The sequence below is a fragment of the Streptomyces sp. NPDC006544 genome (assembly GCF_040611715.1).
Lineage (GTDB): Bacteria > Actinomycetota > Actinomycetes > Streptomycetales > Streptomycetaceae > Streptomyces.
On sequence record NZ_JBEXOV010000069.1, the window covers coordinates 13502 to 39360 of the forward strand.

The following is a 25859-nucleotide window of genomic DNA, read 5'->3' on the forward strand; positions in this document are numbered from 1 at the left end:
GGACACCTGCGGACGCCGGGCCGACCGTGGACCGTGCCCGCCGGCCGGGCGTCAGCCGGCGTACCGCGCCCGCAGCGCGTCCAGCGCCGCCGCCACCGCCTCGTCGAAGGTCAGACCCAGCCGCCGCGCCCGCTCGGCATAGGCCTGTGCGGAGGCGGCCGCCTCCCGGGCCGCCCCGTCGCCCGCCGCGGCGACGAAGCTGCCGCCCCGGCCCCGCGTCTCGATCACCCCGTCCGACTCCAGCGCCCGGTAGGCCTTCGCCACGGTGTTCGCCGCCAGCCCGAGCTCCTCGGCGAGTCCGCGCACCGTGGGCAGTTTGAAGCCGGCCGGCAGCCGGCCCGCCCGCGCCCCCTCCGCGATCTGGGCGCGCAGCTGCTCGTACGGGGCGGCCGCGCCGGCCGCGCCGTCGATCCGGATCTTCAAGTTCGCGGGAGTCGAGGTCACGCGGCCGATTGTCCCCCATCGGCCCCGGCCCCGTCCCGGACACCGGCCCGGAAGGCGACCCGCCCGCGAACGCCCCGCCGCCGAGGAGAAATTCGGAGGCGCGCGCCCCCCGCGCGCCCTTACCGTCAGGCACATGAGCCCCAGCATTCGCGACCTGCGCCCCGACGACCCGGCCGACGCCGAGTCCGTCGCGAGGGTGTGCCGCGCGGCGCTGCCCTTCCTGATCAGCACCGCTCGGGGGATCGGCTCCGAGCTGGCCTCCGCACACCCCGACAAGCGCTACCGCCGCCTCGTCGCCGAAACCGGTGACGGCCTGGTCATCGGCACCGCGCAGGCGGGCATCGCCCACGACAGTCCCGTGCCCGGCCAGGGCTTCGTCAACGCCTACGTGGACCCCGCGCGGCGCGGGCTCGGCGCCGGGAGCGCCCTGCTGCGCGCCGCCGAGGAGCACCTCGCCGCCCAGGGCGCGACGGACTCGTACGCCTGGGTGCTCGACGAGCCGCCCCACCGCGCCTTCGCCGAGCGGCACGGCTACCGCGCCTCCCGCTCCGCACACTTCCTGCGCCTCGATCTGGCCTCGGCCGCGCTGCCCGCGCTCCCCGAGGCCCTGCCGGCCGGCGTCGAGCTGCGCCCCGGCGAGGCCTTCGCCGCTGATCCGCGTCCGCTCTTCGAGGCCGACGCGGCGACCTCGCTGGACGAACCCTCCGACGTGCCGGCCGAGTTCGACGACTACGAGGACTGGCTGCGGAACACCTGGAACCATCCGTACCTCGACCGGGAACTCACCACCGTCGTGCTCGTGGACGGCGAGGTGGCCGCCTTCACCGCCGCCCACACCGACGGCGCGACCCGCTACTCCTCCGGCATGACCGGCACCCTGAGCGCGTTCCGCGGCCGGGGACTGGCCAAGCTCGCCAAGACCGATTCGCTGCTCCGCGCCCGTGCGGCCGGCTACACGGAGGCGTTCACCGGCAACGACACCGGCAACGCTCCGATGCTCGCCGTCAACACCTGGTTCGGGTACGCGGTCTGCGCCACCGAGACCCGCTTCACCAAGCGGGTCGCCCCCTCCGACGACTGAGAGAAGCGGACACCCCCCGATGACCGACCGAGTCACCGTCACCCTCACCAAGGCGGGACGCACCAAGATCACGTATCCGGCCGGACTCGTGGCCGACACCGGCAACCGGATCACCGTACGGGCGCCCTGGGCGGCCGAAGGCGTACGGGACTTCGGGTTCGTGCGCTTCGAGCCGGGCGACGTGTTCACCGAGCACTACTGGCGCGACCGCTGGTACGCGGTCAAGGAGGTACGGACCGGGGACGGCGTCCTCAAGGGCTGGTACTGCGACGTGACCCGGCCCGCCGTGGTGACGGACGGCGCGATCCTGGTCGAGGACCTGGACCTGGACCTGTGGGTGTCGGCGGACGGCTCCGCCGTACTGCGCCTGGACGAGGACGAGTTCGCCGCGAGCGGCCTCGCCGCCGCCGACCCCGGGGCGGCCGCCGAGGCCGTACGGGCGCTGGACTTCCTGGAGGCCCGGGCCCGTTCGACGGCCGGACTGGGCACGCTGCTGGCCTGACGGGCCCGCCGCCGCCCACCGGCCGTGGGGAGGGTGGGCGGCGGGTCCTGCGGAGCCGGGGTCCGCTCAGCCGGCGGGTTGGGCTGTCAGCACCGCGGAACCTCGGTAGTTCTCCTCTCAGGCGGCCCACCAGCTGGCGGCCTGCCCCCGGCCCGCCGGCACGGTGAGCCGCAGGGGTGAGTCGTTCTCAGCCCCGTGCCAGTGCCGCCCGAAGCGCGGCCATGAGCTTCTGGCGCGCCTCCCGGAAGGCGCGTCGTACCTGTGCGCACTCAGGATCGTCGCGCGTATGGCCCGCGGCCACCGCGTCCCGGTAGAGAAGCAGTTCGTAGGCCGCTTCGCCGGCCAACCGGGCGACCTCCGGTGTGACCAGCAGCTCCAGTCGGTACTGCTTGGCGTGCACGCCGTGGTCCAGGATGCCGGCGCGGGCAAGCCGTGCCCGCTCGTCCACCGGCAGGTGCCCCGAGCGGCTGGCGTCACTTATCGCGTCGCGCGCCTCGGTCAGCGCCTCCAGGAACTGGGCGGACACCGTGCGCAGGGTCTCCCTGTCGCGCGCGCTCGTGTCCCGTCGCCATCGCACCCGGTCCGTGGTGAGCGTGCTGCCCACCCCGATGACCGCACCGAGCGCCGTGGCGACCAACGAAGTCCATTCCATGGCCGGGGAGACTACGAGTCCGCCGAGTCCGGCGGCCAGAGGGCCCGCGCTTCTTTCAGCCGCGGGTACCGCGGAAGAAGGCCTCGGGGGGGGTGGGAGGGCTCCGCGAGCCCGCTACCTGAGCCCCCTCTTACCTCGTCCTTAACGGGGCCCTAAGGATCGGCCGCGGGGGCCCGATGCCGGCGAAAGCAGGGGTGCGGGCGGCTAGTTTGGCTGGGCCAGGGAGGGCCGGAGGCGGCGCCGCGGACCCGTGAGGGGCGGCGGCGCCGCACAGCCCCTGCCCACTGGCGCACCCACGACTCGCACTGCCCCGTGCCGTGCCCAGAGGAGATCCACCATGCCCGCACGCCGTACCGCCGCCCGTATCGCCGCCGCCGGCCTGGCCCCGCTCGCGGTGGCCGCGTACGCCGTCTCGCCCGCGGCCGCCCACGGTTCGATGACGGACCCGGTCAGCCGGGTGGCGGCGTGCTACGCGGAGGGCCCCGAGGCCCCGAAGTCGGCGGCCTGCAAGGCGGCGGTCGCGGCGAGCGGTACGCAGGCGTTCTACGACTGGAACGCGGTGAACATCGCCAACGCGGCCGGGCAGAGCAAGTCCCTGATCCCGGACGGACAGCTCTGCTCGGCGGGCAACGGCAAGTACAAGGGGCTGGACCTGGCGCGCGCCGACTGGCCGGCGAGCCCGCTGGCGCCGGGCGCGCACACCTTCCGCTACAAGGGGACCGCCCCGCACAAGGGCTCCTTCGAGCTGTACGTGACGAAGGACGGCTACGACCCCTCGAAGCCGCTGAAGTGGTCGGACCTGGAGCCGGCGCCGTTCGTGAAGGTCTCCGACCCGGGGATGCAGAACGGCGACTACGTGTTCTCCGGCACCGTCCCGAACAAGACCGGCCGGCACCTGATCTACAGCGTCTGGCAGCGCTCGGACAGCCCGGAGGCGTTCTACTCCTGCTCCGACGTGGTCTTCGGCAAGGACACCGGCGGGAGCGGCGCCGGTACGGGTACGGGTACGGGGGGTACGGGCGGCGCGGCCGCGGGTGGTGCCACCACGGGCGGCGCGAACGGCAAGCCGACCACGAAGCCGGGTTCCCCGTCCTCCGGCCGGCCCTCGGACCCGTCCTCCGGCCGGCCTTCGGACCAGGCGCCGGAGCAGCCCGCGGACCAGCCCTCGGCCCCCACCGACCAGCAGATCGCCGCCGGTTCCGGGAAGTCGACCGTGGAGCACGGCGGCCACGGGGACAACGACCCGAAGACGAACGCCGGGGCCGCCCCGTCCCCGGTCACCTCGCAGGGCGGGGTGAACCTCGCGGAGACGGGCGGCAACAGCGCCACCCCGACGATCGCCGTCGCCGGGGCCGGCACCCTGGCCATCGGTGCGGCCGTGCTGTTCGCTCTGGCCCGCCGCCGTGCGACGCCGGGCCGTCACGGCCGCTGACCGCTGGTGCCCGGCACGGGCTGCTGACGGCCGCCGGCGGCCGTCAGCGTCCCGCTGTCGGCCCTGGGGCCGCCTGTCCGCGTCAGTCGAAGACCGACGCGCAGGTGGTCCGCTCGGCGTGCGCCGGGTCGAGGGCGTTGGCCGCCTCGTGCCAGGCGATCCGGTCGGTGAGGCCGATGGCCACGTGCTCGGACAGGTCCACCGCGCACAGGTCCTGGAGCAGCACGTTGCGTACGTTCGCGCCGTCGAGGAACTGGCTGCGGTACGGGGTGACGACCTCGTCGTAGCGGGTGGCGATCACGGTGTACGCGACGCCGGGGACGGTGTCCCCGCCCGCGTTCAGCTTGTTCTGGAAGGCCGATCCGGCGATCTGGTCGGCGAGCCCGGGTGTGGTGGCGCTGATCAGGTCCTCGGCTCCGGGGAAGTACGGGAGGAGCTGGGTGAGTCCGTCGAGGGTGGTCCCGTGGTGGTCGGGGGCGAGGCCGACCAGGGCGTTGACCTTGGCGCCGCCGCCGAGGAACTTCAGGTAGTAGCGCGGCATCATGCCGCCCTGGGAGTGGCCGACGATGTCCGTCTTGGCCGCCCCGGTGGAGGCGAGCACCTTGTCCACGAAGGTGGCGAGCTGGCCGGCCGACTTGTCGATGGGGCCGAGCCCGTTGAAGAGGGGCACTCCGGGCAGCTGACCGTAGTCGAGGGAGTAGACGCAGTAGCCCCGATGGACGAGGTACGGCGCGAAGCCGAGCCAGTTGTCCACGGAGTTCCCGAAGGTCCCGTGGACCAGGACGACGGGGCGGGGGTGGGCGGCGGACGGCTTGCAGGACCAGTTGTTCCAGCCGCTGCTCGGCGCCGGGGCGGCCTGGGCCGCGCCGGTGGGGGCGACGAGTGCGGCGGCGGTCAGGGTGAGGACGGCCAGCGGGCGGAGCAGGCGTCTCCAGGGCAGCATCGTGTGATCTCCTTGCGGGTCAAGGGGAGTGACGAGGGGAGGGGATGGCGCGGGAAGTGCGTGGGGGTTCATCCCGTGATCCGGATCACAAGGGGCGCTGCAGTCGCCAAATTACGGGCGAGTAGCAAAACTGGGAAGTTACGCGGCGGTAAAAGATGCGTGCGGTTCGGAAAGGAACCGTCGTTCATCCGTCCGGCCCACCCCTGCTGCGCCGGGCCCCAGGTGCGCCGAGCGTGTGAGACATGACCCAGCCCACCCCCGCGGACGCAGGGCCGTCCCGCGGATTCCTCGCCGAGATCAAGGACGCCGTGACCACCCGGGCCGCCCTGCTGGTCCTGGGCGTACTCGCGCTCCAGCTCGCCTTCATCACCTCGTACGTCGGGGCCTTCCACCACCCCAGACCGAGCGGGATCCCGTTCGCCGTGGCCGCGCCCGCCGCCCGGGTCGCCGAGCGGTCCGCGCAGCAGCTCGACACCCTGCCCGGTACGCCGCTCGACGCCCGCGCCGCCAAGGACGAGGCGGCCGCGATGGATTGGATCTTGAACCGGGAGGTGGACGGCGCGCTGGTCGTCGCTCCCTCCGGCACGACCGACAAGCTGCTGGTCGCGAGCGGCGCCGGGGCTTCCCTGTCCCAGGCCGTCGCGGAGATCGTCGTCGCCGCCGAGAAGGCCGGGGGCCGCACCGTCCGGATCGTCGACGTGGCCCCGTCCGCGGCCGGCGACGGACGCGGACTGAGTTCCTTCTACGTGGTCGTCGGCTGGTGCGTGGGCGGTTACCTGTGTGCCGCGATCCTCGCGATCAGTGCCGGCGCCCGACCGGCGAACATGCACCGGGCCGTCATCCGGCTCGGCGCGCTGCTCGTCTACGCGATCGTGGCGGGGCTGCTGGGCACGCTCATCGCCGGCCCCGTCCTGGGAGCGCTGCCCGGCAGCATCCTGGGCCTGTGGGGGCTGGGCACGCTGGTGGTCTTCGCGGTCGGCGCGATCACGCTGGCCTTCCAGGGTCTCGCGGGCGTGGTCGGCATCGGCCTGGCGATCCTGCTGGTGGTGGTCCTCGGCAACCCGAGCGCGGGCGGCGCCTATCCGTACCCGCTGCTGCCGCCGTTCTGGAAGGCCATCGGTCCGTGGCTGCCGCCGGGCGCGGGGACGTACGCCGCGCGCTCGATCGCCTACTTCAAGGGCAACGACCTCACCGGGCCGCTGCTGGTGCTGAGCGGCTGGGCGGTGCTCGGCTCGGCCGTCACCGTGGCCTGCGCGGTGTTCCACCAGGACAGGACCGGGGCGGCCGCGGGCGGCGGGCGCCCCGACGGACCCGAGGACCCGGGCCTCTCCGGCTCGACGGCCACGCCGCCCGGCCGGTGAACCGCGTCAGGTGAGGGCGAGCCCCCGGGCCGCCGGGCGCTCCCGATGGGCCGCCCGGTGGACCACCTCGCCCGCCACCACCACGGTTTCGGCGACCGTGCCCGGTACGAGTTCCAGGGCCGCCTTCAGGACGTCCCGGAGGCGCTGCTCGCCCAGGGCGTGGACGTGGACCAGGGGCGCTTCGACGCCGGCCTGGACGTCACCCGGGGGCGCCCGGCCGGGCGCCCCCGGGTTCCTGGCGATCAGGGTTCGGGCGATCCGCGCGGATCACCGGATCACTTGGCCTCCATGTCGCTCCTGATCATGGACACCGCGGAAGCCAGGATGCCGATGGCCCTCTGCACCTCGCGGATGCCCTCGTTGGTCTGGGGCTCGTCCTTCTGGCCGACCCCGGCGACACACGCGTTGCTTCCGTGCTCGAAGTCGGTCAGGGCTTCCGCCCAGAAACCCTTGGCCTTCTCGCTCGGAGGAGTGCCGTACTTCTTCGCCTTGGCCACCGCTGCCAGCAGCTCCTGACAAGCGGTGCGCTTGTCGTCCATCACTTGCATGCTCGCCGTGTTGACGTGGCTCGAGCTGTCGGCCAGCGCCTTGACCCTGTCGTCACCCCCCGAGGACCACCAGTCCTCCAACTCCTCGGCCGGGGTCGAGGAGCAGCCGACGAGCAGCACTCCCGTGGCGACGGTGGCGGTGGCGACAGTGAGCAAGCGGACGCCGAAACGCATGGAACCCCCCTATGTTCGAATCCCATTGATGCTGCCAGGAACCACCTCGCCGGGTAGGGCCAACGCGCGAACTGCCTCCCGCAAGCGCTTCCGCCGCCCAGCGGCGGCCTCCTCCGGCCGGCGAGGCCCTCTCGCGGCATCGACGCGACCCGAACCGCTTTCCCGGCGACCCAATTCGACGGCCAAAAGCGGAATCCGCAGCGCCGAGAAAGCCCCCTCCCGACAGAACGAAGGGCTGTTCGCATCCGCCCGCTCCCCCTCCAACAGGCGTCCGACCTGCATGAACAACCCGGAATTCGAGCCTCTTGCGCGTGTGAAGGCTTTCACAAGAATTTCGGACGAAGTGCGCCCTACCGCGCTCCTCCCCCAGCGAGCACAATCCCTGTGACGAGTCGCGTCGACCGTGAGGGAGGGAGCGCGTGCGCAGTCAGGTGCGCGTCGCGGACGGACGGAATCTGACGGTGGAGCGCTGGGGCGACCCGGACGGCAAACCCGTTTTCCTGCTCCATGGCACCCCGGGAAGCCGGCTGGGCCCCGCACCCCGGGGCATGATCCTCTACCAGCGCCGGATGCAGATCATCGCCTACGACAGGCCCGGCTACGGCGGCTCCGACCGCCATCCCGGCCGCACGGTCGCCGACGTGGCCCAGGAGGTGGCCGCCATCGCCGATTCCCTCGGACTGGAGACCTTCGCCGTGGCAGGCCGCTCCGGCGGCGCTCCCGGCGCCCTGGCCTGCGCCGCACTCCTGCCCGACCGGGTCACCCGGACGGCGGCCCTGGTCTCCCTGGCCCCCCGGGACGCGGAGAACCTCGACTGGTTCGAGGGCATGTCGCCGTCCAACGTCCGGGAGCACTCCACGGCGGGCCGGGACCCCGAGGAGCTCGCCGCCCGGCTGATCCCGCGCGCCGCCGGCATCGCCGAGGACCCCGGGCGGCTCCTGGACGAACTGCGCCGGGAGCTCACCGACAGCGACCGCGTGATCGTCGCGGACGCGGGCCTGCGGGCCATGCTGCTGCGCAACTACCGCGAGGGGGTCCGCACCTCCGCCTACGGGTGGATCGACGACGCCCTCGCCTTCAGCAACCCGTGGGGTTTCGACCCCGCCGACATCCGCTGCCCGGTGCTGATCTGGCACGGGGAACTCGACGTGTTCTCGCCCGTGGGGCACTCCCGGTGGCTGGGCCGCCGCATCCCCGGGGCCACCACCACCATCGTCCCGGCCGCGGCGCACTTCGCATCGCTGCACGCGCTGCCCGACGTACTGACGTGGCTGCTCAGAGAGCTGCCGGCGCCTCCCGTCAACGAGCAGCAGCCGGCCTAGGGGGCCGCCGGGGAGGGCACCGGAAGGGGACGGAAAGGGAAAAGGATCTTGCCGTCAGGCAAACGGCCGAATACAGCGACCCTCGAGATTCGGTCATGTTTTCCACGGGCGCTTGACCGTTCGTCACATCCGGGCGGTCAGGACGTCACGTTATAGGCGTCCTGTAGGACGTTTAGCGCGACGATCGAGACGTGGGGAGGTAAAGTCCGCGCCAGGACACTGGCTTCTCGCCGTTGTCAACCCTTCCCCATTCCACGACCTCCCCGAGGACGGCGTCATGAACACCTCCGCAACCCCCCCGACCAGCACCGTCAAGCCCTCTCGCGTCCCGCTCGACCGGATCGATGTCCGCGGTACGCGCGCGGCCGCGACCCTGGGCCGCGTGCTGCCGACGGAATCCGGCCGACAGGTTCAGGCGCCGATCTTCAACTCCGCGCTCTGACGCGGAAGTAAGCGCTCTAGACTGGCGGAATGACCGGCCTGATCGCTTTCCGCGAGATCGTCCTGAAAGTTCACAGCAGATGCGATCTTGCTTGTGATCACTGCTATGTCTACGAACACGCAGATCAGAGCTGGCGAGCCCGGCCGAAAGTGATCTCCCCGGAGGTCATTTCCCAGACCGCGTCGCGGCTCGCCGAACACGCGAAAGCACACGCACTTCCCTCCGTCACAGTGATCCTGCATGGAGGGGAACCGCTCCTGGCGGGGACCAGCCGACTCAGGCTGGTCTGCGAAGAATTCACCCGCGCCCTCGACGGAATCGCCGCCCTCGACCTGCGCATCCACACCAACGGCCTACAGCTCAGCACCCGCTATCTCGACCTCTTCGCGGAATACGGGCTCAAGGTCAGCGTCTCCCTCGACGGAGACCGCGCGGCCAACGACCGCCACCGCCGCTTCGCCGACGGACGCACCAGCCATCCCCTGGTCCTGGCCGCCGTGGACCTCCTGCGCACCGAGCCCTACCGCCACCTCTACCAGGGTCTGCTCTGCACCGTTGACGTGGCCAACGACCCCGTCGCCGTGCTCGACGCCCTCGTCGAACTGGCTCCGCCGCGCGTGGACTTCCTCCTCCCCCACGCCACCTGGCAGACGCCCCCGGTCCGCCCCGACGGCGCCCCCGACTCCTACGCGCGCTGGCTGCTCCAGGTCTTCGACCACTGGGAGCGCCGCGATCGCCCGGTCCCCGTGCGGATCTTCGACTCGCTGTTCTCCACCCTGAACGGCGGCCCCAGCCTCACCGAGTCCCTCGGCCTCGCGCCCACCGATCTGGTCGTGGTCGAGACCGACGGGAGCCTCGAGCAGGTGGACTCCCTGAAGAGCGCCTTCGACGGCGCCGCGGCCACCGGGTTCAACGTCTTCGACCACGCGCTGGACGAGGTGGCGGCCCATCCCGGTGTCCGCGCCCGGCAACTGGGCCTGTCCGGCGTCAGCGGCACGTGCAGGCGGTGCCCCGTCGTACGGTCGTGCGGGGGCGGGCTCTACACGCACCGCTACAAGGCCGACCCGACCGGCGAGGCCGGCGCCGGGGACTTCGACAACCCCTCGGTGTACTGCACCGACCTGCGCGAGCTCGTCGACGGCGTCGAGGGCCGTACGGGCGCCCGCGCGAGCGCGCCCGAACTGTCCGACCCGGTCCGGCTCGCCGGGTCCCAGGAACAGCTCACCCGGGACCTGCTCGCCCTCCTGAACGACGGCCGGACGGGTGACGGCGACTGGACGCGGGCCTGGGAGGTGCTGGGGGCCGTCGAGCGGGCCGGGGACGCGGGCGCGGACGCGCTGGACGCCGTACTGGCCCACCCCTACACGCGGACCTGGGTCATGGCCGCGATCGAGGCCGAGCGGGAGGGCCGCGGCGACGGCCCGGAGGCGGCCCGCAGGCTGACCGCGCTGGCCGCCGCCGCCGTCCTGCGCGGCGGGCTCGACCTGCCCGCCGACGTCGCCTACCGGGACGGCGAGGTGTACCTGCCGACGCTCGGGCTGCTGCGCCTGGGCGAGCCCGGAACCGACGGGCGGGCCGCCCTGCACGTCGCCGACGAGGGGTACGCGGTCCGCGAGGAGGGCCGCCCCGAGCACCGCTTCGGGCCCGCGGCGGGCGACGCGCGCTGGCAGCCCGTACGCACCTGGTCGCCCGGACCGGACGCTGCCCCGGTGGCCCTGGAGGACCTGGATCCGCACCGCAACTGCTTCGCCCGTCCGCCCCGGCTGCGCCTGGGCTCCGGGGAGGCCGGGGAGTGGCGGGCGCGCCTGGACGGGGCCTGGGCGCAACTGGGCTCGACCGTTCCGGAGTTCGTGCGGGAGGCCGCCACCGGGATGACCACCCTGACCCCGCTCGCGGGCGGTCCGCGGGCCGGCGGCTGGGGCGAGGCCGGGCGCCACGGGCCGGGCGCACTCGGGGTGCCGTACGCGGCGGGCGTGCGGGAGACCGCGCTCGCGCTGCTGACCGGGCTGCGGCGGGGCCGGCTGCAGGCGCTGACCGAGGTGGCCGACCTGTACGCGCTGGACGGGGAGTGGCAGCACCCCTCGCCGTGGCGGGAACGGCCGGTGCCGGTGTCCCGGCTGCTGGCCGACGTGCACGAGCGGGTGGCCGTGGAGGCCTACCGGCGGGCCGCGGCCATCGCCGAGCCGGGCGGGGCGGACCTGATCAACCGGGCCCTGGACCGGCTGTCCGGGGCGGCCGAGCTGACGAGCACCGGCAAGCTCCTCGTGGAGCAGCTGCGCTGGGAACTGAAGGCGGTCGACGCGTGATCCCGCCGGCCGGCGCCGCGACCGGCACCGCCGATGACCTCCGCCGGCTGGGTGTCCGCCCCGGCATGCGCGTCATGGCGCACGCCTCCCTCGGCGGCACCGGACTGCGCGCCGAGGCGCTGCGGGACGCCCTCGTCGGCGTCCTCGGCCCGCGCGGCACCCTGGCGGTCCCGGCCTTCACCCCGGAGAACTCCAAGACCTCCAGCGCCCACCTGGCCCGGATCGCGGGCCTTTCGGAGGAGGAGGTCCGCGCCTTCCGCGAGCGGATGCCCGCCTTCGACCCGGACCGCACCCCGAGCCGGGGCATGGGCGCCCTCGCCGAGGCCGTCCGCACCGCCCCGGGCGCCGCGCGCAGCGAGCACCCGCAGACCTCGTTCGCCGCGGTCGGCGCAGGGGCGCGGGAACTGTGCTCGGGGCACCCTCTGACCAGCCATCTGGGTGAGCGATCACCGTTGGGAAAGATGTGCGGGGAGGGGTGGAGGGTACTCATGATCAATGTGGGATTTTCCGTCTGCACCGCTTTCCATCTCGCGGAGTATCGAATTCCGAAGCCCCTCTTGCGCATGTACGAGTGTGTGGTGAAGGTGAACCATCAGGGGGTTCCGGGGGGGCAGCCCGGAGATCCCCAGGGGGAAGGGTGGACCGCGTACGAGGACATTGCGCTGGATGACAGCGATTTCGCCGAGATCGGCAGGTCGTTCCCGGAAGACCGGGTACACCGGGGAAGGATCTCAGGAGCATCGGCCATGCTCTTCTCCCTTCCGGACGCAGTCGATCATGCGATGAAGTGGATGACCGAAAACAGACGCTGATTGACTGAACCATGAGGGGATGCGGCGGAGAAGCTCCGGAATGATGTTTCTTCGCTCGCATCTTCGGGACGGGGGTCGTGTGCCCGCATCAGTGCAGCCGTACTTTTTTCTCAGTTATGCGCATACACCGAGGTTCGGTGCGGGGGGACCCGATCCGGACATGTGGGTGGAGCGTCTTTTCCGTGACCTCTGCAGCCATGTGATGGCGCTGACGAATCTGCCGGCCGGAGCCGAAGCGGGCTTCATGGACCGGGAGATACGCAGCGGCGAGGGCTGGTCGGAGCGGCTCGGCACGGCGCTCGCCACCTGCCGCGTCTTCGTGCCCCTCTTCTCGCCGCGCTACTTCGCCAGCGAGATGTGCGGGAGGGAGTGGTTCGCCTTCGCGCAGCGCACCATCCAGCACGTGGCGCTCAGCAACCAGCCGGCCGACGCCATCGTGCCGGCCTTATGGGTTCCGGTGCCGCCCTCGCAACTGCCTCTCCCCGCAGAGCGGTTGCAGTTCAACCACAACACCTTCGGCGAGCGCTACGTCACCGACGGGCTGTACGGCCTGATCAAACTGCGCGGTTACGCCGAGCAGTACGAGAGCGCCGTCTACGAACTCGCCAAGAGGATCGTCCGGGTCGCCGAGACGGTCCGGCTCGATCCGATCCGCCCGCTGGACTACCGGCTGGTGCCGAGCGCCTTCGGCTCCCCCAGCAGCACCGCCCGCACCCTCCACGTCACCGTGGCCGCCGCCTCGCGCCACGATCTGCCGGAGGGGCGCAGCCCCGAGTACTACGGGGACAGCGCGCTCGAGTGGAACCCGTACCACCCGGTCTCCCAGAGGCCCATCGCCTACGTGGCCGAGGACCTGGTCCGCAACCTGAACTACCAGACGTCCGTCGGGTCGTTCGACGACGAGGCCGGGCACTTCGACTCCAAACAGCCGCCGACCCGACCGGAGATCCTGATCGTCGACCGGTGGGCGGTGGAGGACGAACAGCGCAGGGCGCGGCTCGCCGCCTTCGACCAGGAGTCCCGTCCCTGGATCAACGTGGTCGTGCCCTGGAACCGCTACGACCACCAGAGCCGCGCCAAGGAGAACGAACTGGCCCACCGGCTCGAGGACACCATGCCCGTCAAGATGAGCCAGGGCCGGGCCGCCTGCCGGGCCGCCGCCAACGGCGTGGCCAACATGGAGACCCTCGGACAGATCCTGCCCCAAGTGGTGGAGGCGGCCGCCCAGCAGTTCCTCCGGCACGCCCAGGTCTACCCGCCGGCGGGCACCCCGGCGGGCGGATCGGAACGGCCCCGGCTGATCGGGCCGATGGGGATGAACGACCCTCCGGCCATGCCCTCCGCCCCCTTCCCGCCGGACGCCGGCGCGGAGACCGGACCGGACCCGGGACCCGGGCCGGGACCGGACAGGGGCCCGGGAGCGGGACGCGGCCCGGGACCGGACAGGAACACGGGAGCGGGCCCCGGCCTCGGCCCGGGGACAGGCTTCGGCAGGCTCGGCGGCCACGGCAGAGCAGGGAAGCCCGACCAGCCCGACCACCACGAGACCAACGACCGGGGGGACGCGGATGACAGCGAGTCGTGACAACCAGAACAGCCGTGACGGACACCGCGAGGGGCGGATCGTCACCTTCTACTCGTACAAGGGCGGCACGGGCCGCACGATGGCCCTGGCCAACACCGCCTGGATCCTCGCCGCCAACGGCAAGCGGGTCCTCGCCGTCGACTGGGACCTGGAGGCTCCCGGCCTGCACCGGTTCTTCCACCCCTTCCTGGACCCCTCCACCCTCGGTGCCACCACCGGCGTCATCGACCTGATCAGCGAGTACGCCTGGGCCGCCACCAGCCCGGTGCAGCGCGCCGACGACTGGCACACGGACTACGCGCGGATCCAGCCGCACGCCGTCTCGCTCACCCCGGAGACCCTCGGCTGGGAGTTCCCCGACGGCGGCACCCTCGACTTCGTGTCGGCGGGCCGGCAGAACCGCGAGTACTCGGCGACCGTGTCCACCTTCGACTGGGACAACTTCTACGACCGCCTCGGCGGCGGCCTCTTCTTCGACGCCTTACGGGCCGACATGAAGCGCAACTACGACTACGTCCTGATCGACAGCCGTACCGGGCTCTCCGACATAGCCGACATCTGCACGGTCCACCTCCCCGACGTCCTGGTCGACTGCTTCACCCTCTCCGACCAGTCCATCGACGGGGCCGCCTCCGTGGCCCGGCAGATCGACGAGCGGTTCAACGACCGCGGCATCAAGATCTATCCGGTCCCGATGCGCATCGACGAGGGCGAGAAGGAGAAGGCCGACGCCGGCCGCGCCCTGGCCCGGATCAAGTTCGACCGCTTCCCCAACGGGCTCATGGGCGACGAACTCACCTCCTACTGGGGTGCGGTGGAGATCCCCTACCGCCCCTACTACGCCTACGAGGAGACCCTGGCCACCTTCGGGGACGAGGCCGGACTCACCAACTCCCTGCTCTCCGCCTTCGAACGGCTCACCGCGGTCGTCACCGAGGGCGACGTCACCTCCATGCCCGCCATCGGCGAGGAGGTGCGCCTGCGCATCCGCGACGCCTTCACCCGGCGCCGCCCCGCCCTGCCCGCCGACCTCTTCCTGTCCTACGTCGCCGAGAACCGCATGTGGGCGGACTGGATCGAGTCGGTGCTCACCCGGGCCGGTTTCCGGGTCGTCCCCAAGGACGTCTCGGCCGAACGGGCCCCGGAAGCCACCGCCGGGGACACCCTGGGCGGGGCCGGCATCAGCGTGGACACCGCCGCCCGGACCGTGGTGCTGCTCTCCAGCGCCTACCTCAAGTCCGCCCGCGCGGTGGACGTCTGGGAACGGGCCGCCGCCGAGGACCCGACCGGGGGCCGGCGCCAGCTCGTGCCGCTGAGGGTGGGCGACGTACGCCTGTCCACCCCGTACATCGACCGCAATCCGGTGGACCTGTTCCGCCTCGACGAGGTGCACGCCACGACAGCGCTGCTCCGTGCCGTGGAGCGGCCGATGGCGCTTCCCGACAGCGTCACCAGCGCCTCCGCGCCGGGCCCCCGCTTCCCGGGAACGGTGCCGAAGATCTGGAACGCCCCGCCCCGCAACCCCGGTTTCACCGGCCGTTCCATCGTGCTGGAGCGGATGCGCGACCAGCTCGGCGGCGGCATGGCCGTGGTCCTGCCGCAGCCGCAGACCCTCTTCGGGCTCGGCGGCGTCGGCAAGACGCAGGTGGCACTGGAGTACGTGCACCGCTTCATGGCCGACTACGACCTGGTGTGGTGGATCTCCTCGGAGCAGACCGACGACGTGGTCGCGGCCCTCGCCGAGCTGGCGGTGCGCCTCGGCGCGCAGACCGGCGAGGACATGTCGGCCGCCTCCCAGGAGGCGATCGACTTGTTGCGGCGCGGAGTTCCCTCCTCGCGCTGGCTGCTCGTCTTCGACAACGCCGACGATCCCGAGACGCTCAAGCGGTTCTTCCCGCCGGGCGGCCCCGGGCACGTGCTCGTCACCTCCCGCAACCAGTCCTGGTCGCAGTACGGTGACGCCCTCCCGGTGGACGTGTTCCTGCGCGAGGAGTCCATCGAGCACCTCCAGCGCCGGGCCCCCGGCCTCAGCAAGGACGACGCCGAGCAGGTGGCCGTCGCGGTCGGTGACCTGCCGCTCGCCGTCGAGCAGGCGGGCGCCTGGATCGCGGAGACCGCGACCCCGGTGTCCGCGTACATCGAGCAGCTGGCCCAGCAGGCCGCCCGGGTGCTGGCCCTGAACCAGCCGCCCGGCTACCCGGAGCCGGTGGCAGCCACCTGGAACGTCTCCATCGAACGGCTCCAGTCCCGCTCCCCCGCCGCCGTACGGCTGCTCCAGCTGTGCGCCTTCTTCGCTCCCGAGCCGATCTCGGCGAACCTGCTCTACAGCAAGGAGATGATCGACACCCTCAAGCCGTACGACTCCTCCCTCCAGGAGAAGCTCGTGCTCGGCCGCGTGATCCGGGAGATCGGCCGGTTCGCCCTGGCCAAGGTCGACCAGGTCAGCAACAGCATCCAGGTCCACCGGCTGGTCCAGGCCGTGATCCGGGCGCAGCTCTCGGAGGAGGAGCAGCGCGAGGCGCGGCACGCGGTGCACCGGATCCTGGCGGGTGCCCGGCCGGACGACGACGAGCCGATAGACAACCCGGAGACCTGGCCGCGGTTCAACACGATCTGGCCGCACCTGACGCCGTCGGAGGCCCGGTTCTGCAAGGAGCCGGAGACCCGCCGGCTGCTGATCGACCGCGTCCGGTACCTGTGGAAGCGCGGGGACTTCAAGGCCGCGTACGCGCTGGGCGAGGAGCTGCGCGAGACCTGGCGCGAGACCCTGGGCGGCGACGACCTCCAGTACCTGTACCTGCGTTTCCACCTGTCCAACATCCTGCGCTCGCAGGGCCGGTTCGTGGAGGCCATGGAGCTGGACGAGGGCACGCTGGAGCGCCAGCAGGCGGCGCTGGGTCCCTCGCACCCGCACACGTACATGACCACCAGCGGCCTGGCGATGGACCTGGGCGCGCTCGGCCGGTACGGCGAGGCGATGGAGCTGGCCGCCGCGGCCCACGAGGGCTTCGGCCAGATCTTCCACGAGGCGCACCCGCGCACCCTGGCCGCCGCGAACAACCTGGCGCTGAACCTGCGCATGATCGGGCAGTACGCGCGGGCCAGGGAGATCGACCAGGAGGTCTTCGACCGGCGCACCGAGGTGCTGGGCACGGACCACCCGTACACCCTGTCCTCGGCGCAGAACCTGGCGCGGGACCTGCGCGAGGTCGGCCGGTACGACGACTCCGTGCAGCTGCTGAGCCGGACGTACGAGATCTACAAGCGCACGCTGGGCCGGGCCTTCCCGGGCACCCTGTCGGCGGCGAAGAACCTCGCGGTGTCGCTGCGCCGGGCGGGGGACGTGGAGGACGCCCTGCGGCTGACGACGGCGACCCGCAACCGCTACCGGGCCAAGTACACGTCGGTCAACCCGGACCTGCTCGCCTGCGAGTTGAACCTGGCGGCGGACCTGTTCGCGACGGGGGACGCGGGCGGTGCGCGGGACCTGGCCCAGGAGGTGGTGGACGAGTACGTCAAGGTGCCGGGCGAGCGGCACCCGTACACCCTGGCGGCGGTCAACAACCTCGCGGTGTTCCACTGGGGCACGGGCGCGGCGGAGACCGCCGAGCCGATGCTGCGCCAGACCGTCCACCACATGCGCGAGGTGCTGGGAGACAACCACCCGCACACCATCTTCGCCAACCTCAACCTGGCCAACGCCCGCGCGGACCTGGGCGATCCGGAGGGGGCGCTGGAGCTGGAGCGGATCTCGGTGATGCGGCTGCGCGAGGCCCTGGGCGTGCACCACCCGGAGACCCTGGCCAGTGCCTCCAACATGGCGGTCAGCCTGGACATGATGGGCCGCAAGGAGGAGGCGAACCGGGTGCGGGCCGAGGCGGTGGCCGAGCTGACGCGGCTGCTGGGCGAGGACCACGGCCTGACCCGGTACGCGCGTGACGAACGGCGGGTCCACCGGGACCTGGAGCCGCTGGCGGTGTGATCCGGCGGGGCGGCTCCTCCGGGGCCGCCCCGCCCGTCCCGATGGCCCACCTGATTCCAGACTGGGGGGTGCGCTGTGAGTAGCAGCATGACCTTTCGCAACGAGGACCTGCCGGCCCTCTTCCACCACACCGACCAGGCGGCGATCTCCCGGCAGCGGGAGTCCACCCAGGCCACGCGCGCGCAGCTGGTGCTGCTCGTCGCGGCCGCCGGGGCCGCCGCCCTGCCCGAGGGGCCGATGCTCGGTTCGATGTCCCTGTTCGGCCTGCTGAGCGTGGTCTCCTACGCGGGGGTGCTGGCCGTGGGGATCCGGGCGACCCGGCGCCGGGCCCGCCCGCAGTGGCAGCTCAACCGCAGTGCGGCGGAGTTCATCAAGTCGCTGGCCTGGCGGTACGCCGTCCACGGAGCCCCGTTCGGCAGCGATGTCCCGGGGCCCGAGGGCACGTACCGGACCCGGCTGGAGGCGGGACTGGACGAGCTGCGCAAGATGGGCTGGAGCGATCCCCGGACCTCCGGGCTGGTCCCGGAGGGGGGAGAGATCACCGGCGCGATGCACCGGCTGCGCGGGCTGGACTACCAGGTGCGCAGGGAGACGTACGTACGGGACCGGCTGATCGAGCAGCGCAACTGGTACCAGCGCCGGACGGAGGTGTCGCGGCGGGCGACGGCCCTGTGGTCGTGGTCGATCGTGCTGCTGACGTGTCTGGCGCTGCTGTTCGCGCTGATCGGGGCCTTCGGTTCGGGCCCGGGACCGGAGCTGACCGGGCTGCTGAGCGCGGCGGCGGCGGCCGGCATCGCCTGGAACGAGGTGCGGCGCCACCACCCGCTGATCGAGGCGCACACCCTGATCGAGCAGGACCTCTCGGCGATGATGGTCGTGATGCAGACGACCATCACCGAGACGCAGTGGCCGTCCGCGGTCTACGAGACGGAGCGGTACGTGTCTCCGCAGCACACCGACTGGCTGGCCCGGCACAGCAGTTGAGACGCGACGGCGGGTGAGTCGGCACGGCAGTGGGGGCGGGCCCGGCAGTGGGGGCCCTCACCGTCGCGCGGGGGGCGTGGCCTCAGTCCCGGGTCACGCCCTCGCGCCAGATCACGGTGACGGGCTTGCCGAGCGCGCGGGCGTAGGCGACGATCTCGGCGGTGCCGCCGTGTCCGCGGGCCGGCAGGCCGTCCCAGACGGCCACGAGGCGGTCGCAGGAGTCGGCGATGTAGGTGCCGGCCGCGTAGTAGGCCTCGTCGGTGGAGCGGGCGAAGTCCATCCGGACCTCCTGCACGGCCCGGCGCTTGAGCCCCAGGTAGCGGTCCAGGGCCTCGGCGCCCTCGAATCCCTCCTCGTAGTCCCCGCTGGGGATGACCACGGTGAGGTCCGCGCCGCATTCCAGCGCGATGGCGGCGAACAGCTGGTCCGCTCCGTCGGCGAGGCTGGAGAGGGCCTCCAGGGGCCCCTCGTGGCCCGCCAGCAGGGCTCGCAGGCCCTCCTCCACGTGCCGGAGCGCCTCGTCCGGGATCGACCGGTGTCCGGTCACGCCGATTCGTTTCATGCGCAAACCCGCCTCCCCCAGGGGCACGTGCCCTGGACATCCTCCCAGAAGGCGGGAGGACGTCCAGGGGTGCTGCCGGGACGCGGCGCCCGGGGCAGGTCTAGTACACGCTGACGCCGTACGCGTTGAGCGCCTCGACCACGGGCTGGAAGAACGTGGTGCCGCCCGAGGAGCAGTTGCCGCTGCCGCCGGAGGTGAGGCCCACGGCACGGGAGCCGGAGTAGAGCGGGCCGCCGCTGTCGCCGGGCTCGGCGCAGACGTTGGTCTTGATCATTCCGTAGACGATGTCGCCGCCGCCGTAGTTCACCGTGGCGTTGAGTCCGGTCACGGTGCCGCTGTGGATGCCGGTGGTGGAGCCGCGCCGGGTGACGGACATGCCGGTGGTGGCGTTGACGGCGCTGGTGATGTCCTGGCTGCCGACGGTGCCGGGCGGCACCGGGGAGTTGCTCGCGTACTTGATCAGGCCGTAGTCGTTGGTCGGGAAGCTGGAGCCCACCGTGGAGCCGACGGTGGTGGTGTGCGAGGAGTTGGTCCACCACGTGCCCGCACCGTCGGTGCAGTGGCCGGCGGTGAGCACGTAGTAGGTGCTGCCGCTGCGCACGTTGAAGCCGAGCGAGCAGCGCCAGCTTGAGGCGTAGATGGCGTCGCCGCCGGAGAGCAGTTTGGTGAGCTTTCCGGAGATGCGTTCGATGCGCAGCGCGGCGGCGTCGGCCCCGGCCTCGCTGCGGATTCTGGCGAGCGCGGCGGCCGAGACGGTGGAGTCTGCGGTGACCACGAGGGTGCCGGTGGCGGGGTCGGTGTGCCAGGCGGTGCCGGCCACGTCGGCGCGCAGGACCGAGGCCCCGACGGTGGCGAGCCGGTCGGCGCTGAAGCCGCCGTCGGCGTGTGCGGTGGTGGGGGCGGCGAGGGCGGCCACGGCCGCCATGCCGGTGGCCATGGCGAAGAGCCGGGTGCCGATGATGCGGGTCATCCTCATGTGTCGTCCTCCCGGAGGGGATCGGGGGCCCGGCCGGTGTGGGGTGCCGGAGCCCGTGGAGGGCTGCCGGGGGCACGGCGGACGCGGGGTGCTTCGTCGTGCCCCTGACAAGCCCGGAGAGACGCTGTCGGGAGTGTCAGGGCGTCAGACGGCGTCAGCAAGGGCACCTTTCAGCCGCCGCTCGCCCGCCTCCAGTGCGAACGGCAGGGTGTTGCCGGGCGGCGGGAAGGGACAGATGAAGTGGTCCGCGAAGGCGCAGGGCGGCAGCTGGATCCGGTTGAGGTCCACGGCGATCGAGCCGTCGGCGGCCGGGGTGCCGGGCCTGAGGAACCGGAAGCGGTAGCTGGACCGGCCGCCCGTGGCGTCCCCGACGACGGCCCAGAGGCTGCCGTCCCCCTCGTCCACGGCGACCTGGAGGGCGTGGCGGGCACCGTCGAACGCGAAGGTCAGCTCGCCGCCGAGGCCGAGGCCCCGCGAGCGCCCGTCGGCGTTCTCCACCTGCACCGTCCGGCTCTCGCCGTACGGCCGGAAGCGCCCCGGCACGGCGTACGCCGGATCGTACGGGGTGGCTTCGATGCCCTCGAAGGCCGCGCGGCCCGGCGCGGCGGGGTCGAAGACGCGTACCGCCCAGTCCCCTTCGCGCCGGAGCACGACGAGCCGTACGCCGCCGACGGCGAGCCGGGAGTGCGAGGGCGGGGCGTCGTCGGCGCCGAGGACGGCGTCACCGGCGAAGGGCTCGCCGTCCAGACCGAACCCCTCGTCCGCGGCCGCCGTCAGGGCCACCCCGCCGTCGGTGGCGCGCCAGAGCCCCGGAACGGCCGGAATTCGACCTTCCGGGTAGTCGGCGAGCCAGTGGGTCCCGGTCAGTGAAAGGGGTCCGTAGGGGGCGGACACCGTGGCCAGCCGATGCTCGTGCCACCGCTTCCAGGCGGTGGCCGGGTCGTCCGCGAGGACTGCGTCAGCGCTCATGCCGCTCAGCCCTTCCACGCCGGCCCGGCCGGGAACCGCTCCGTACGCCGTCCGGGCCTGCGCGCATCCGGGCCGGGGCCGAGCGGGCCGTCCGCGGGCCCCGCAGCGGACCCGCCGCCGGACCGCAGCACGGCCGCGGGCCGACAGGCCCGCTGACAGGACCTCAGCAGCCGTCGCAGGGACAGCAGCAGCAGTCGCAGTCGCCGCACCCGCAGTCGCAGTCCCCGCAGCTGCAGTCCCCGCAGTCGCAGTTGTCGCACCACGCCTCGCGCTTCTTGCGCGACCAGGGTCCTTCGTGCTCCGTGCAGCACAGCTGACAGGTGCAGAAGAGCCCGAGGGCGACCGCGCAGCCCGACAGCAGGCCGCGCCGGGGCTTCTGCGGGGGCGGCGGCGGCCCGAAGTCCACCGGAGGCGGGCCGAAGGCGCCCTTGACGTCGTGTTCCGTCACGGTATGGGCACAGGCGGCGGTCCCGAAGGCCCGGTCCACCGAGGTGCGCAGCTCGTGCACGAGCAGCCGGTGGGCCAGTCCCGCGTCGGCGAACTCCGCCTCGCGCAGTGCGAGGCGGATGCCCGCGAGGGCGTCGTCGCAGAGCCTGCGCGCCTCGGCGCGGGTGGTCCCGGTGGCGGTCAGCGGGTTCCAGGCACCCGCCGCCGCGTCGGCGCCCTGGTCCTCCACGGCGTCCAGCAGGTGCGCGAGGCGCCCGAAGTAGCGGCCCGCCTCCGCGAGCGCGGCGGCGTTGCCTGGCCGTCCGGCGAGGGTCGCGGTATGGGCGAAGGCGGCGGCCGTGGCGGTCTCGGTCGGCTCGGTCACCACGAGCACCGGCGTGCCGGGACCGGCCAGGGTCTCGATGCCCGTCTGCCGGTCCACGGCGTCGACGAGCACGGCCGTGTCGAAGCCGAGCGAGGCCCCGGTGCGGGCGCCGGCCCGGTCCCAGCCGCGGGCCACCCCGCGGGCCGCGAGGGCGATCGGGGCCCGGGCCAACAGCCCGTCCCGGTCGGCCACGTGGTCCCGCACCTTCGCGGAGGCCAGGACCAGCGAGACGGCGGCCGCGAGCCGCGCGCCCTCGCCGTTGGCCACCGGGGCGGTGCGCATCCCGCGCAGCGGACAGGGGCCGGCGGTGCGCCGGGCGCCCGCGACCGGGCCGGACTGAGCCTCCGTCAGAACGGAGACGAGCAGCCCGTCGTAGTTGGTCACGATCCGCGCGAACTGGCCGTGGTCGCCCCGAAGTGCCAGGCACAGCCCGCACAGATGGGCCATCCACTCCGCCTTGAACCGCTCGCCGAGCCGGTGCGTACATGGTCTGACGATGCCGAACAAAACGCTTCCCCCGTGTGTATACCCGTGCTCGACGGGCATCGTAGCGGGACCGCGCTTCACCCGTACGTCCCCCTCGATCACCCGCACGGCCGCACTGGTCGTATTTTCACTCAGTCAGCAGCGGTAGCCGCCAGGATCCTTGACCGTGCAACGGATGTTCTGCACCAGTACCGTCACGAAACCCCTGCGCGGCGACTATCCACTTGGCGCGTTGTCAGCATCATGGACGACGATAGGGACGCGGAAGAGAAGACAGACTGACCGCGATGAAAGGAGGCGTCCATGGGTTCGGTGCGCAAGGCGAGTGCCTGGCTGGGTCTCGTAGAGGACAGCGACGACGAGCGTTACTACGACGATGACTACGCGGAGGCCCCGCAGGGGGGTTCGGTGGTCGGCCCCGGCGAGCAGTGGGTCACGGACCCGCGGGTCAAGGTGGCCTCGGAGTCCGCCGTCGATCAGGGCCGGCGCATCGCGACGGTCACCCCGGACGGTTTCCGTGACGCGCGCGGCATCGGCGAGCTGTTCCGCGACGGCGTCCCGGTCATCGTGAACCTCTCCTCGATGGACCCGGGCGACGCGAAGCGCGTGGTCGACTTCGCGGCCGGCCTGACCTTCGGCCTGCGCGGCTCGATCGAGCGGGTGGCGACCAGGGTCTTCCTGCTGACCCCGGCCGACACCCAGATCGTGAGCGGCGAACCCGGCGGCCGTTCGCGCGACTTCTTCAACCAGAGCTGAGTCCCGGGGGCACCTCCCGGCGGGAGCTGGGGGACCCCCACCGCCGCCTCCGGTCCCCCGGTCCTCCCTGACCTACCGGAAGGCGTCGAGCCCGGTGAGCGCCTTGCCCAGCACCAGCTGGTGCATCTCGACGGTGCCCTCGTAGGTGAGGACCGACTCGAGGTTGGTGGCGTGCCGCATGACCGGGTACTCGAGGGAGATCCCGTTGGCGCCGAGGACGGTCCGCGCGGTGCGGCAGATGTCGATGGCCTCGCGGACGTTGTTGAGCTTGCCGAAGCTGATCTGCTCCGGCCGCAGGGTGCCCGCGTCCATGCGCCGGCCCAGGTGGTGGGCGAGCAGGATCCCCTTGTGGAGCTCGAGCGCCATGTCGGCCAGCTTGGCCTGGGTGAGCTGGAAGCCGCCGATGGGCCGCCCGAACTGCTCGCGCGTCCTCGCGTAGTCGAGCGCCGCCTCGAAGCTGGCGCGCGCCGCGCCCATGGACCCCCACACGATGCCGTACCGCGCGTGGCTGAGGCAGCCGAGCGGCCCCTTGAGCCCGGTGACACCAGGGAGCACGGCGTCGGCGGGCAGCCGTACGTCGTCCAGGACCAGCTCGCTGGTCACCGAGGCCCGCAGGGACCACTTGTGCTTGATCTCCAGTGCGGAGAACCCGGCGGTGTCCGTGGGCACGGCGAACCCGCGGATGCCCTCGTCGGTCTGCGCCCATACGACGGCCACGGCCGACACAGACCCGTTGGTGATCCACATCTTGCGGCCGTTGAGGACCCAGTCGGTGCCCTCTCGCTTCGCGTAGGTGCGCATCGCGCCCGGGTCGGACCCGACGTCGGGCTCGGTCAGCCCGAAGCAGCCGATCAGCTCGCCCGCGGCCATGCCCGGCAGCCAGCGCCGCTTCTGCTCCTCCGAGCCGTACTTCCAGATCGCGTACATGGCGAGCGAGCCCTGCACGGAGACCAGCGAGCGGATCCCGGAGTCGGCGGCCTCCAGCTCCAGGCAGGCGAGTCCGTACTGGACCGCGCTCGCCCCGGCGCAGCCGTACCCCTCGAGGGACATCCCGAGGGCGCCGAGCGCGCCGAGTTCCTTCGCGAGCTCCCGGATCCCCGGCAGTTCGCCGTTCTCGTACCACTCGGCGATGTGCGGCAGCACCCGGTCGGCTGCCCAGCCGCGCACGGTGTCGCGGATCGCGAGGTCCTCCGGCGTGAGGAGCTCGTCGAGACCGAGCGGGTCGGTGGGTACGAAGGACACGGAGCCTCCTGGCAGACCGGGGTCGGGTGGACGCAAACCTGGTGCCGCGTCAGGCAATGTTCGCCCCGTCGCGACGCCCGGCACGCACTAGCGGTGCAAGTTTGTCGTCCCGTGACCGCCCGGTCCACCCTCCGCCGGGACGGGCCGGCCCGGGCGGCCGGACCGGTAGCCGGTTCGGGACCCGGCCGGCCCCAGGGCAGACTGCGGGCATGCTCGAGACCTCCGCGCGGCTGCTGCGCCTGCTGTCCCTGCTCCAGGCCCACAGGGAATGGACCGGGGCCGACCTGGCCGACCGGCTCGGGGTGACCGCGCGCACGGTGCGGCGGGACGTGGAACGACTGCGGGAGCTCGGCTACCCCGTGAACGCCAGTCCCGGCACGGGCGGCGGCTACCAGCTGGGGGCCGGGGCCGAGCTGCCGCCGCTGCTGCTCGACGACGACGAGGCCGTCGCCGTGGCCGTGGGCCTGCGGACCGCCGCCGGGAACGGGGTGGAGGGCATCGGGGAGGCTTCCGTACGGGCGCTCGCCAAGCTGGAGCAGGTCCTGCCCTCCCGGCTGCGGGGCCGCGTCTCGGCACTGAACCAGTTCACGGTGCCGATGCTGCGCGGGGCCGCCGGCTCCACCGTCGATGCCGGCGTCCTGACCGAGCTGGCGACGGTCTGCCGGGACGCCGAGCGGCTGCGCTTCGGCTACCGGGACCACGCCGGCGCCGTCACCCGCCGGACCGTCGAGCCGCACCGGCTGGTGTGCACGGAGCGCCGCTGGTACCTCGTCGCCTGGGACGTCGACCGGGAGGACTGGCGGACCTTCCGGGCCGACCGGATCGAGCCCCGGCCCCCGCACGGTCCGCGCTTCACCCCGCGCCCGCCGCCCGCCGAGGACCTCGCCGCGTACGTCTCCCGGGGCATCTCCCAGGGCGCGTACGCGACCCGGGCCGTCGTCCGCCTGCGGGTGCCGCTGGCGGACGCCGCGCAGATCATCGCACCGAGCCACGGGACCCTGGAGCCCCTCGACGAGGCGAGCTGCCTCCTGCGCACGGGGGCGGTCAACCTCGACGTCCTGGTGATTCACATCATGCTGATCGGGTGTGAGTTCGAAGTCGTCGAGCCGGCCGCGCTGACGGGCCGAATCAGGGCCGCGCGCGATCTCCTCACCCGGTCTCTGGAGTCCCCGGAAGTGAAGGAGATGTAAGGAAGCGGAGGGGATCCGGAGTGGAGTCCCCGGCAAGTCCGCGGCACGGCCCGACGGGAATTGCGAGAAGCTCGAGAAGAATGCGAAAGAGAATTTATCCCGGGCGTGTCGCGGAACGGCAAATAAAAGGTCCGGACAAAGTCGGCGGCCGATCGGCTGTAGACAATTCGTGACACAAGCGTGACCCGGTACGGACGAACGTCCGGGCGCGGTGCTGACGGCCAGGGGCCGGGAGCACCGGAAACGAGGACGGCGGGCCCCCGGGGGGGGACCGGGGGCCCCCGACAATTGGGGGTT

22 protein-coding genes are annotated in these 25859 nt (G+C 72.5%); 13 read left to right on the forward strand and 9 right to left on the reverse strand.

Annotation, left to right across the window (positions count from 1 at the left end):
* Positions 1-51: 51 nt before the first annotated feature.
* On the reverse strand, positions 52-444 hold the full coding sequence (locus ABZY44_RS26910; RefSeq protein WP_356658109.1) for a GntR family transcriptional regulator: 393 nt from the start codon (positions 442-444) through the stop codon (positions 52-54).
* Between the two features lie 133 nt (positions 445-577).
* Here ABZY44_RS26910 and ABZY44_RS26915 point away from each other — a divergent pair, with 133 nt between their 5' ends.
* A complete protein-coding gene (locus ABZY44_RS26915; protein ID WP_356658111.1) occupies positions 578-1525 on the forward strand; it encodes a GNAT family N-acetyltransferase in 948 nt (315 codons plus the stop codon).
* A 19-nt stretch (positions 1526-1544) separates the two neighbouring features.
* On the forward strand, positions 1545-2027 hold the full coding sequence (locus ABZY44_RS26920) for a DUF402 domain-containing protein (RefSeq protein WP_356658113.1): 483 nt from the start codon (positions 1545-1547) through the stop codon (positions 2025-2027).
* 187 nt (positions 2028-2214) lie between these two features.
* Here the strand turns inward: ABZY44_RS26920 and ABZY44_RS26925 are convergent, their stop codons facing one another.
* The gene (locus tag ABZY44_RS26925; protein ID WP_356658115.1) at positions 2215-2679 is read right to left on the reverse strand and encodes a hypothetical protein; all 465 of its coding nucleotides are present in this window, start codon (positions 2677-2679) and stop codon (positions 2215-2217) included.
* Positions 2680-3016: 337 nt separating this feature from the next.
* Here ABZY44_RS26925 and ABZY44_RS26930 point away from each other — a divergent pair, with 337 nt between their 5' ends.
* Positions 3017-4111, forward strand: a complete 1095-nt coding sequence (locus ABZY44_RS26930; protein ID WP_356658117.1) for a lytic polysaccharide monooxygenase — start codon at positions 3017-3019, stop codon at positions 4109-4111.
* An 82-nt stretch (positions 4112-4193) separates the two neighbouring features.
* Here the strand turns inward: ABZY44_RS26930 and ABZY44_RS26935 are convergent, their stop codons facing one another.
* Positions 4194-5054 carry an alpha/beta fold hydrolase gene (locus ABZY44_RS26935; RefSeq protein ID WP_356658119.1) on the reverse strand — a complete coding sequence of 287 codons (861 nt, stop codon included), beginning with the start codon at positions 5052-5054 and terminating at the stop codon, positions 4194-4196.
* Positions 5055-5296: 242 nt separating this feature from the next.
* On the opposite strand from ABZY44_RS26935, the gene ABZY44_RS26940 reads away from it, so the two are divergent.
* Positions 5297-6415, forward strand: coding sequence for a DUF3533 domain-containing protein (locus tag ABZY44_RS26940; protein ID WP_356658121.1), 1119 nt, complete (start codon positions 5297-5299; stop codon positions 6413-6415).
* A 275-nt stretch (positions 6416-6690) separates the two neighbouring features.
* Here the strand turns inward: ABZY44_RS26940 and ABZY44_RS26945 are convergent, their stop codons facing one another.
* On the reverse strand, positions 6691-7137 hold the full coding sequence (locus ABZY44_RS26945) for a hypothetical protein (RefSeq protein WP_356658123.1): 447 nt from the start codon (positions 7135-7137) through the stop codon (positions 6691-6693).
* A 419-nt stretch (positions 7138-7556) separates the two neighbouring features.
* On the opposite strand from ABZY44_RS26945, the gene ABZY44_RS26950 reads away from it, so the two are divergent.
* From ABZY44_RS26950 to ABZY44_RS26980, 7 genes are all read left to right on the forward strand, one after another.
* Positions 7557-8459 carry an alpha/beta hydrolase gene (locus tag ABZY44_RS26950; protein ID WP_356658125.1) on the forward strand — a complete coding sequence of 301 codons (903 nt, stop codon included), beginning with the start codon at positions 7557-7559 and terminating at the stop codon, positions 8457-8459.
* A 277-nt stretch (positions 8460-8736) separates the two neighbouring features.
* Positions 8737-8901, forward strand: a complete 165-nt coding sequence (fxsA, locus tag ABZY44_RS26955; RefSeq protein WP_356658127.1) for an FxSxx-COOH cyclophane-containing RiPP peptide — start codon at positions 8737-8739, stop codon at positions 8899-8901.
* A gap of 29 nt (positions 8902-8930) precedes the next feature.
* Positions 8931-11207 carry a radical SAM/SPASM protein FxsB, inactivated metallohydrolase extension form gene (fxsB, locus tag ABZY44_RS26960; protein WP_356658129.1) on the forward strand — a complete coding sequence of 759 codons (2277 nt, stop codon included), beginning with the start codon at positions 8931-8933 and terminating at the stop codon, positions 11205-11207.
* A gap of 65 nt (positions 11208-11272) precedes the next feature.
* Positions 11273-12019: an AAC(3) family N-acetyltransferase gene (locus ABZY44_RS26965; RefSeq protein ID WP_356658151.1), complete on the forward strand. Its 747-nt coding sequence runs from the start codon at positions 11273-11275 to the stop codon at positions 12017-12019.
* 43 nt (positions 12020-12062) lie between these two features.
* Positions 12063-13604, forward strand: a complete 1542-nt coding sequence (locus tag ABZY44_RS26970; protein WP_356658152.1) for a TIR-like protein FxsC — start codon at positions 12063-12065, stop codon at positions 13602-13604.
* Positions 13588-17586, forward strand: a complete 3999-nt coding sequence (gene fxsT / locus ABZY44_RS26975; RefSeq protein WP_356658131.1) for an FxSxx-COOH system tetratricopeptide repeat protein — start codon at positions 13588-13590, stop codon at positions 17584-17586. Before ABZY44_RS26970 ends, fxsT begins: the two co-directional genes overlap by 17 nt.
* An 87-nt stretch (positions 17587-17673) precedes the next feature.
* Complete coding sequence (locus ABZY44_RS26980) at positions 17674-18570, forward strand: DUF4231 domain-containing protein (protein ID WP_356658133.1); 897 nt, start codon at positions 17674-17676, stop codon at positions 18568-18570.
* A gap of 82 nt (positions 18571-18652) precedes the next feature.
* Here the strand turns inward: ABZY44_RS26980 and ABZY44_RS26985 are convergent, their stop codons facing one another.
* From ABZY44_RS26985 to ABZY44_RS27000, 4 genes are all read right to left on the reverse strand, one after another.
* Positions 18653-19132: a hypothetical protein gene (locus ABZY44_RS26985; RefSeq protein ID WP_356658135.1), complete on the reverse strand. Its 480-nt coding sequence runs from the start codon at positions 19130-19132 to the stop codon at positions 18653-18655.
* A 100-nt stretch (positions 19133-19232) separates the two neighbouring features.
* Positions 19233-20108: a S1 family peptidase gene (locus ABZY44_RS26990; protein ID WP_356658137.1), complete on the reverse strand. Its 876-nt coding sequence runs from the start codon at positions 20106-20108 to the stop codon at positions 19233-19235.
* Between the two features lie 144 nt (positions 20109-20252).
* Positions 20253-21077 (reverse strand): DUF1684 domain-containing protein, encoded by an 825-nt coding sequence (locus tag ABZY44_RS26995; RefSeq protein ID WP_356658139.1) that lies wholly within the window; start codon positions 21075-21077, stop codon positions 20253-20255.
* Positions 21078-21240: 163 nt separating this feature from the next.
* Positions 21241-22395 carry a DUF5685 family protein gene (locus tag ABZY44_RS27000; RefSeq protein WP_356658141.1) on the reverse strand — a complete coding sequence of 385 codons (1155 nt, stop codon included), beginning with the start codon at positions 22393-22395 and terminating at the stop codon, positions 21241-21243.
* 282 nt (positions 22396-22677) lie between these two features.
* Here ABZY44_RS27000 and sepF point away from each other — a divergent pair, with 282 nt between their 5' ends.
* Positions 22678-23130 carry a cell division protein SepF gene (gene sepF, locus ABZY44_RS27005; RefSeq protein WP_243340959.1) on the forward strand — a complete coding sequence of 151 codons (453 nt, stop codon included), beginning with the start codon at positions 22678-22680 and terminating at the stop codon, positions 23128-23130.
* A 72-nt stretch (positions 23131-23202) separates the two neighbouring features.
* Here sepF and ABZY44_RS27010 read toward each other — a convergent pair whose 3' ends face one another.
* The gene (locus tag ABZY44_RS27010; protein WP_356658143.1) at positions 23203-24372 is read right to left on the reverse strand and encodes an acyl-CoA dehydrogenase family protein; all 1170 of its coding nucleotides are present in this window, start codon (positions 24370-24372) and stop codon (positions 23203-23205) included.
* A 209-nt stretch (positions 24373-24581) separates the two neighbouring features.
* Here ABZY44_RS27010 and ABZY44_RS27015 point away from each other — a divergent pair, with 209 nt between their 5' ends.
* Complete coding sequence (locus ABZY44_RS27015) at positions 24582-25562, forward strand: YafY family protein (RefSeq protein ID WP_356658145.1); 981 nt, start codon at positions 24582-24584, stop codon at positions 25560-25562.
* The last annotated feature ends 297 nt before the right edge of the window (positions 25563-25859 follow it).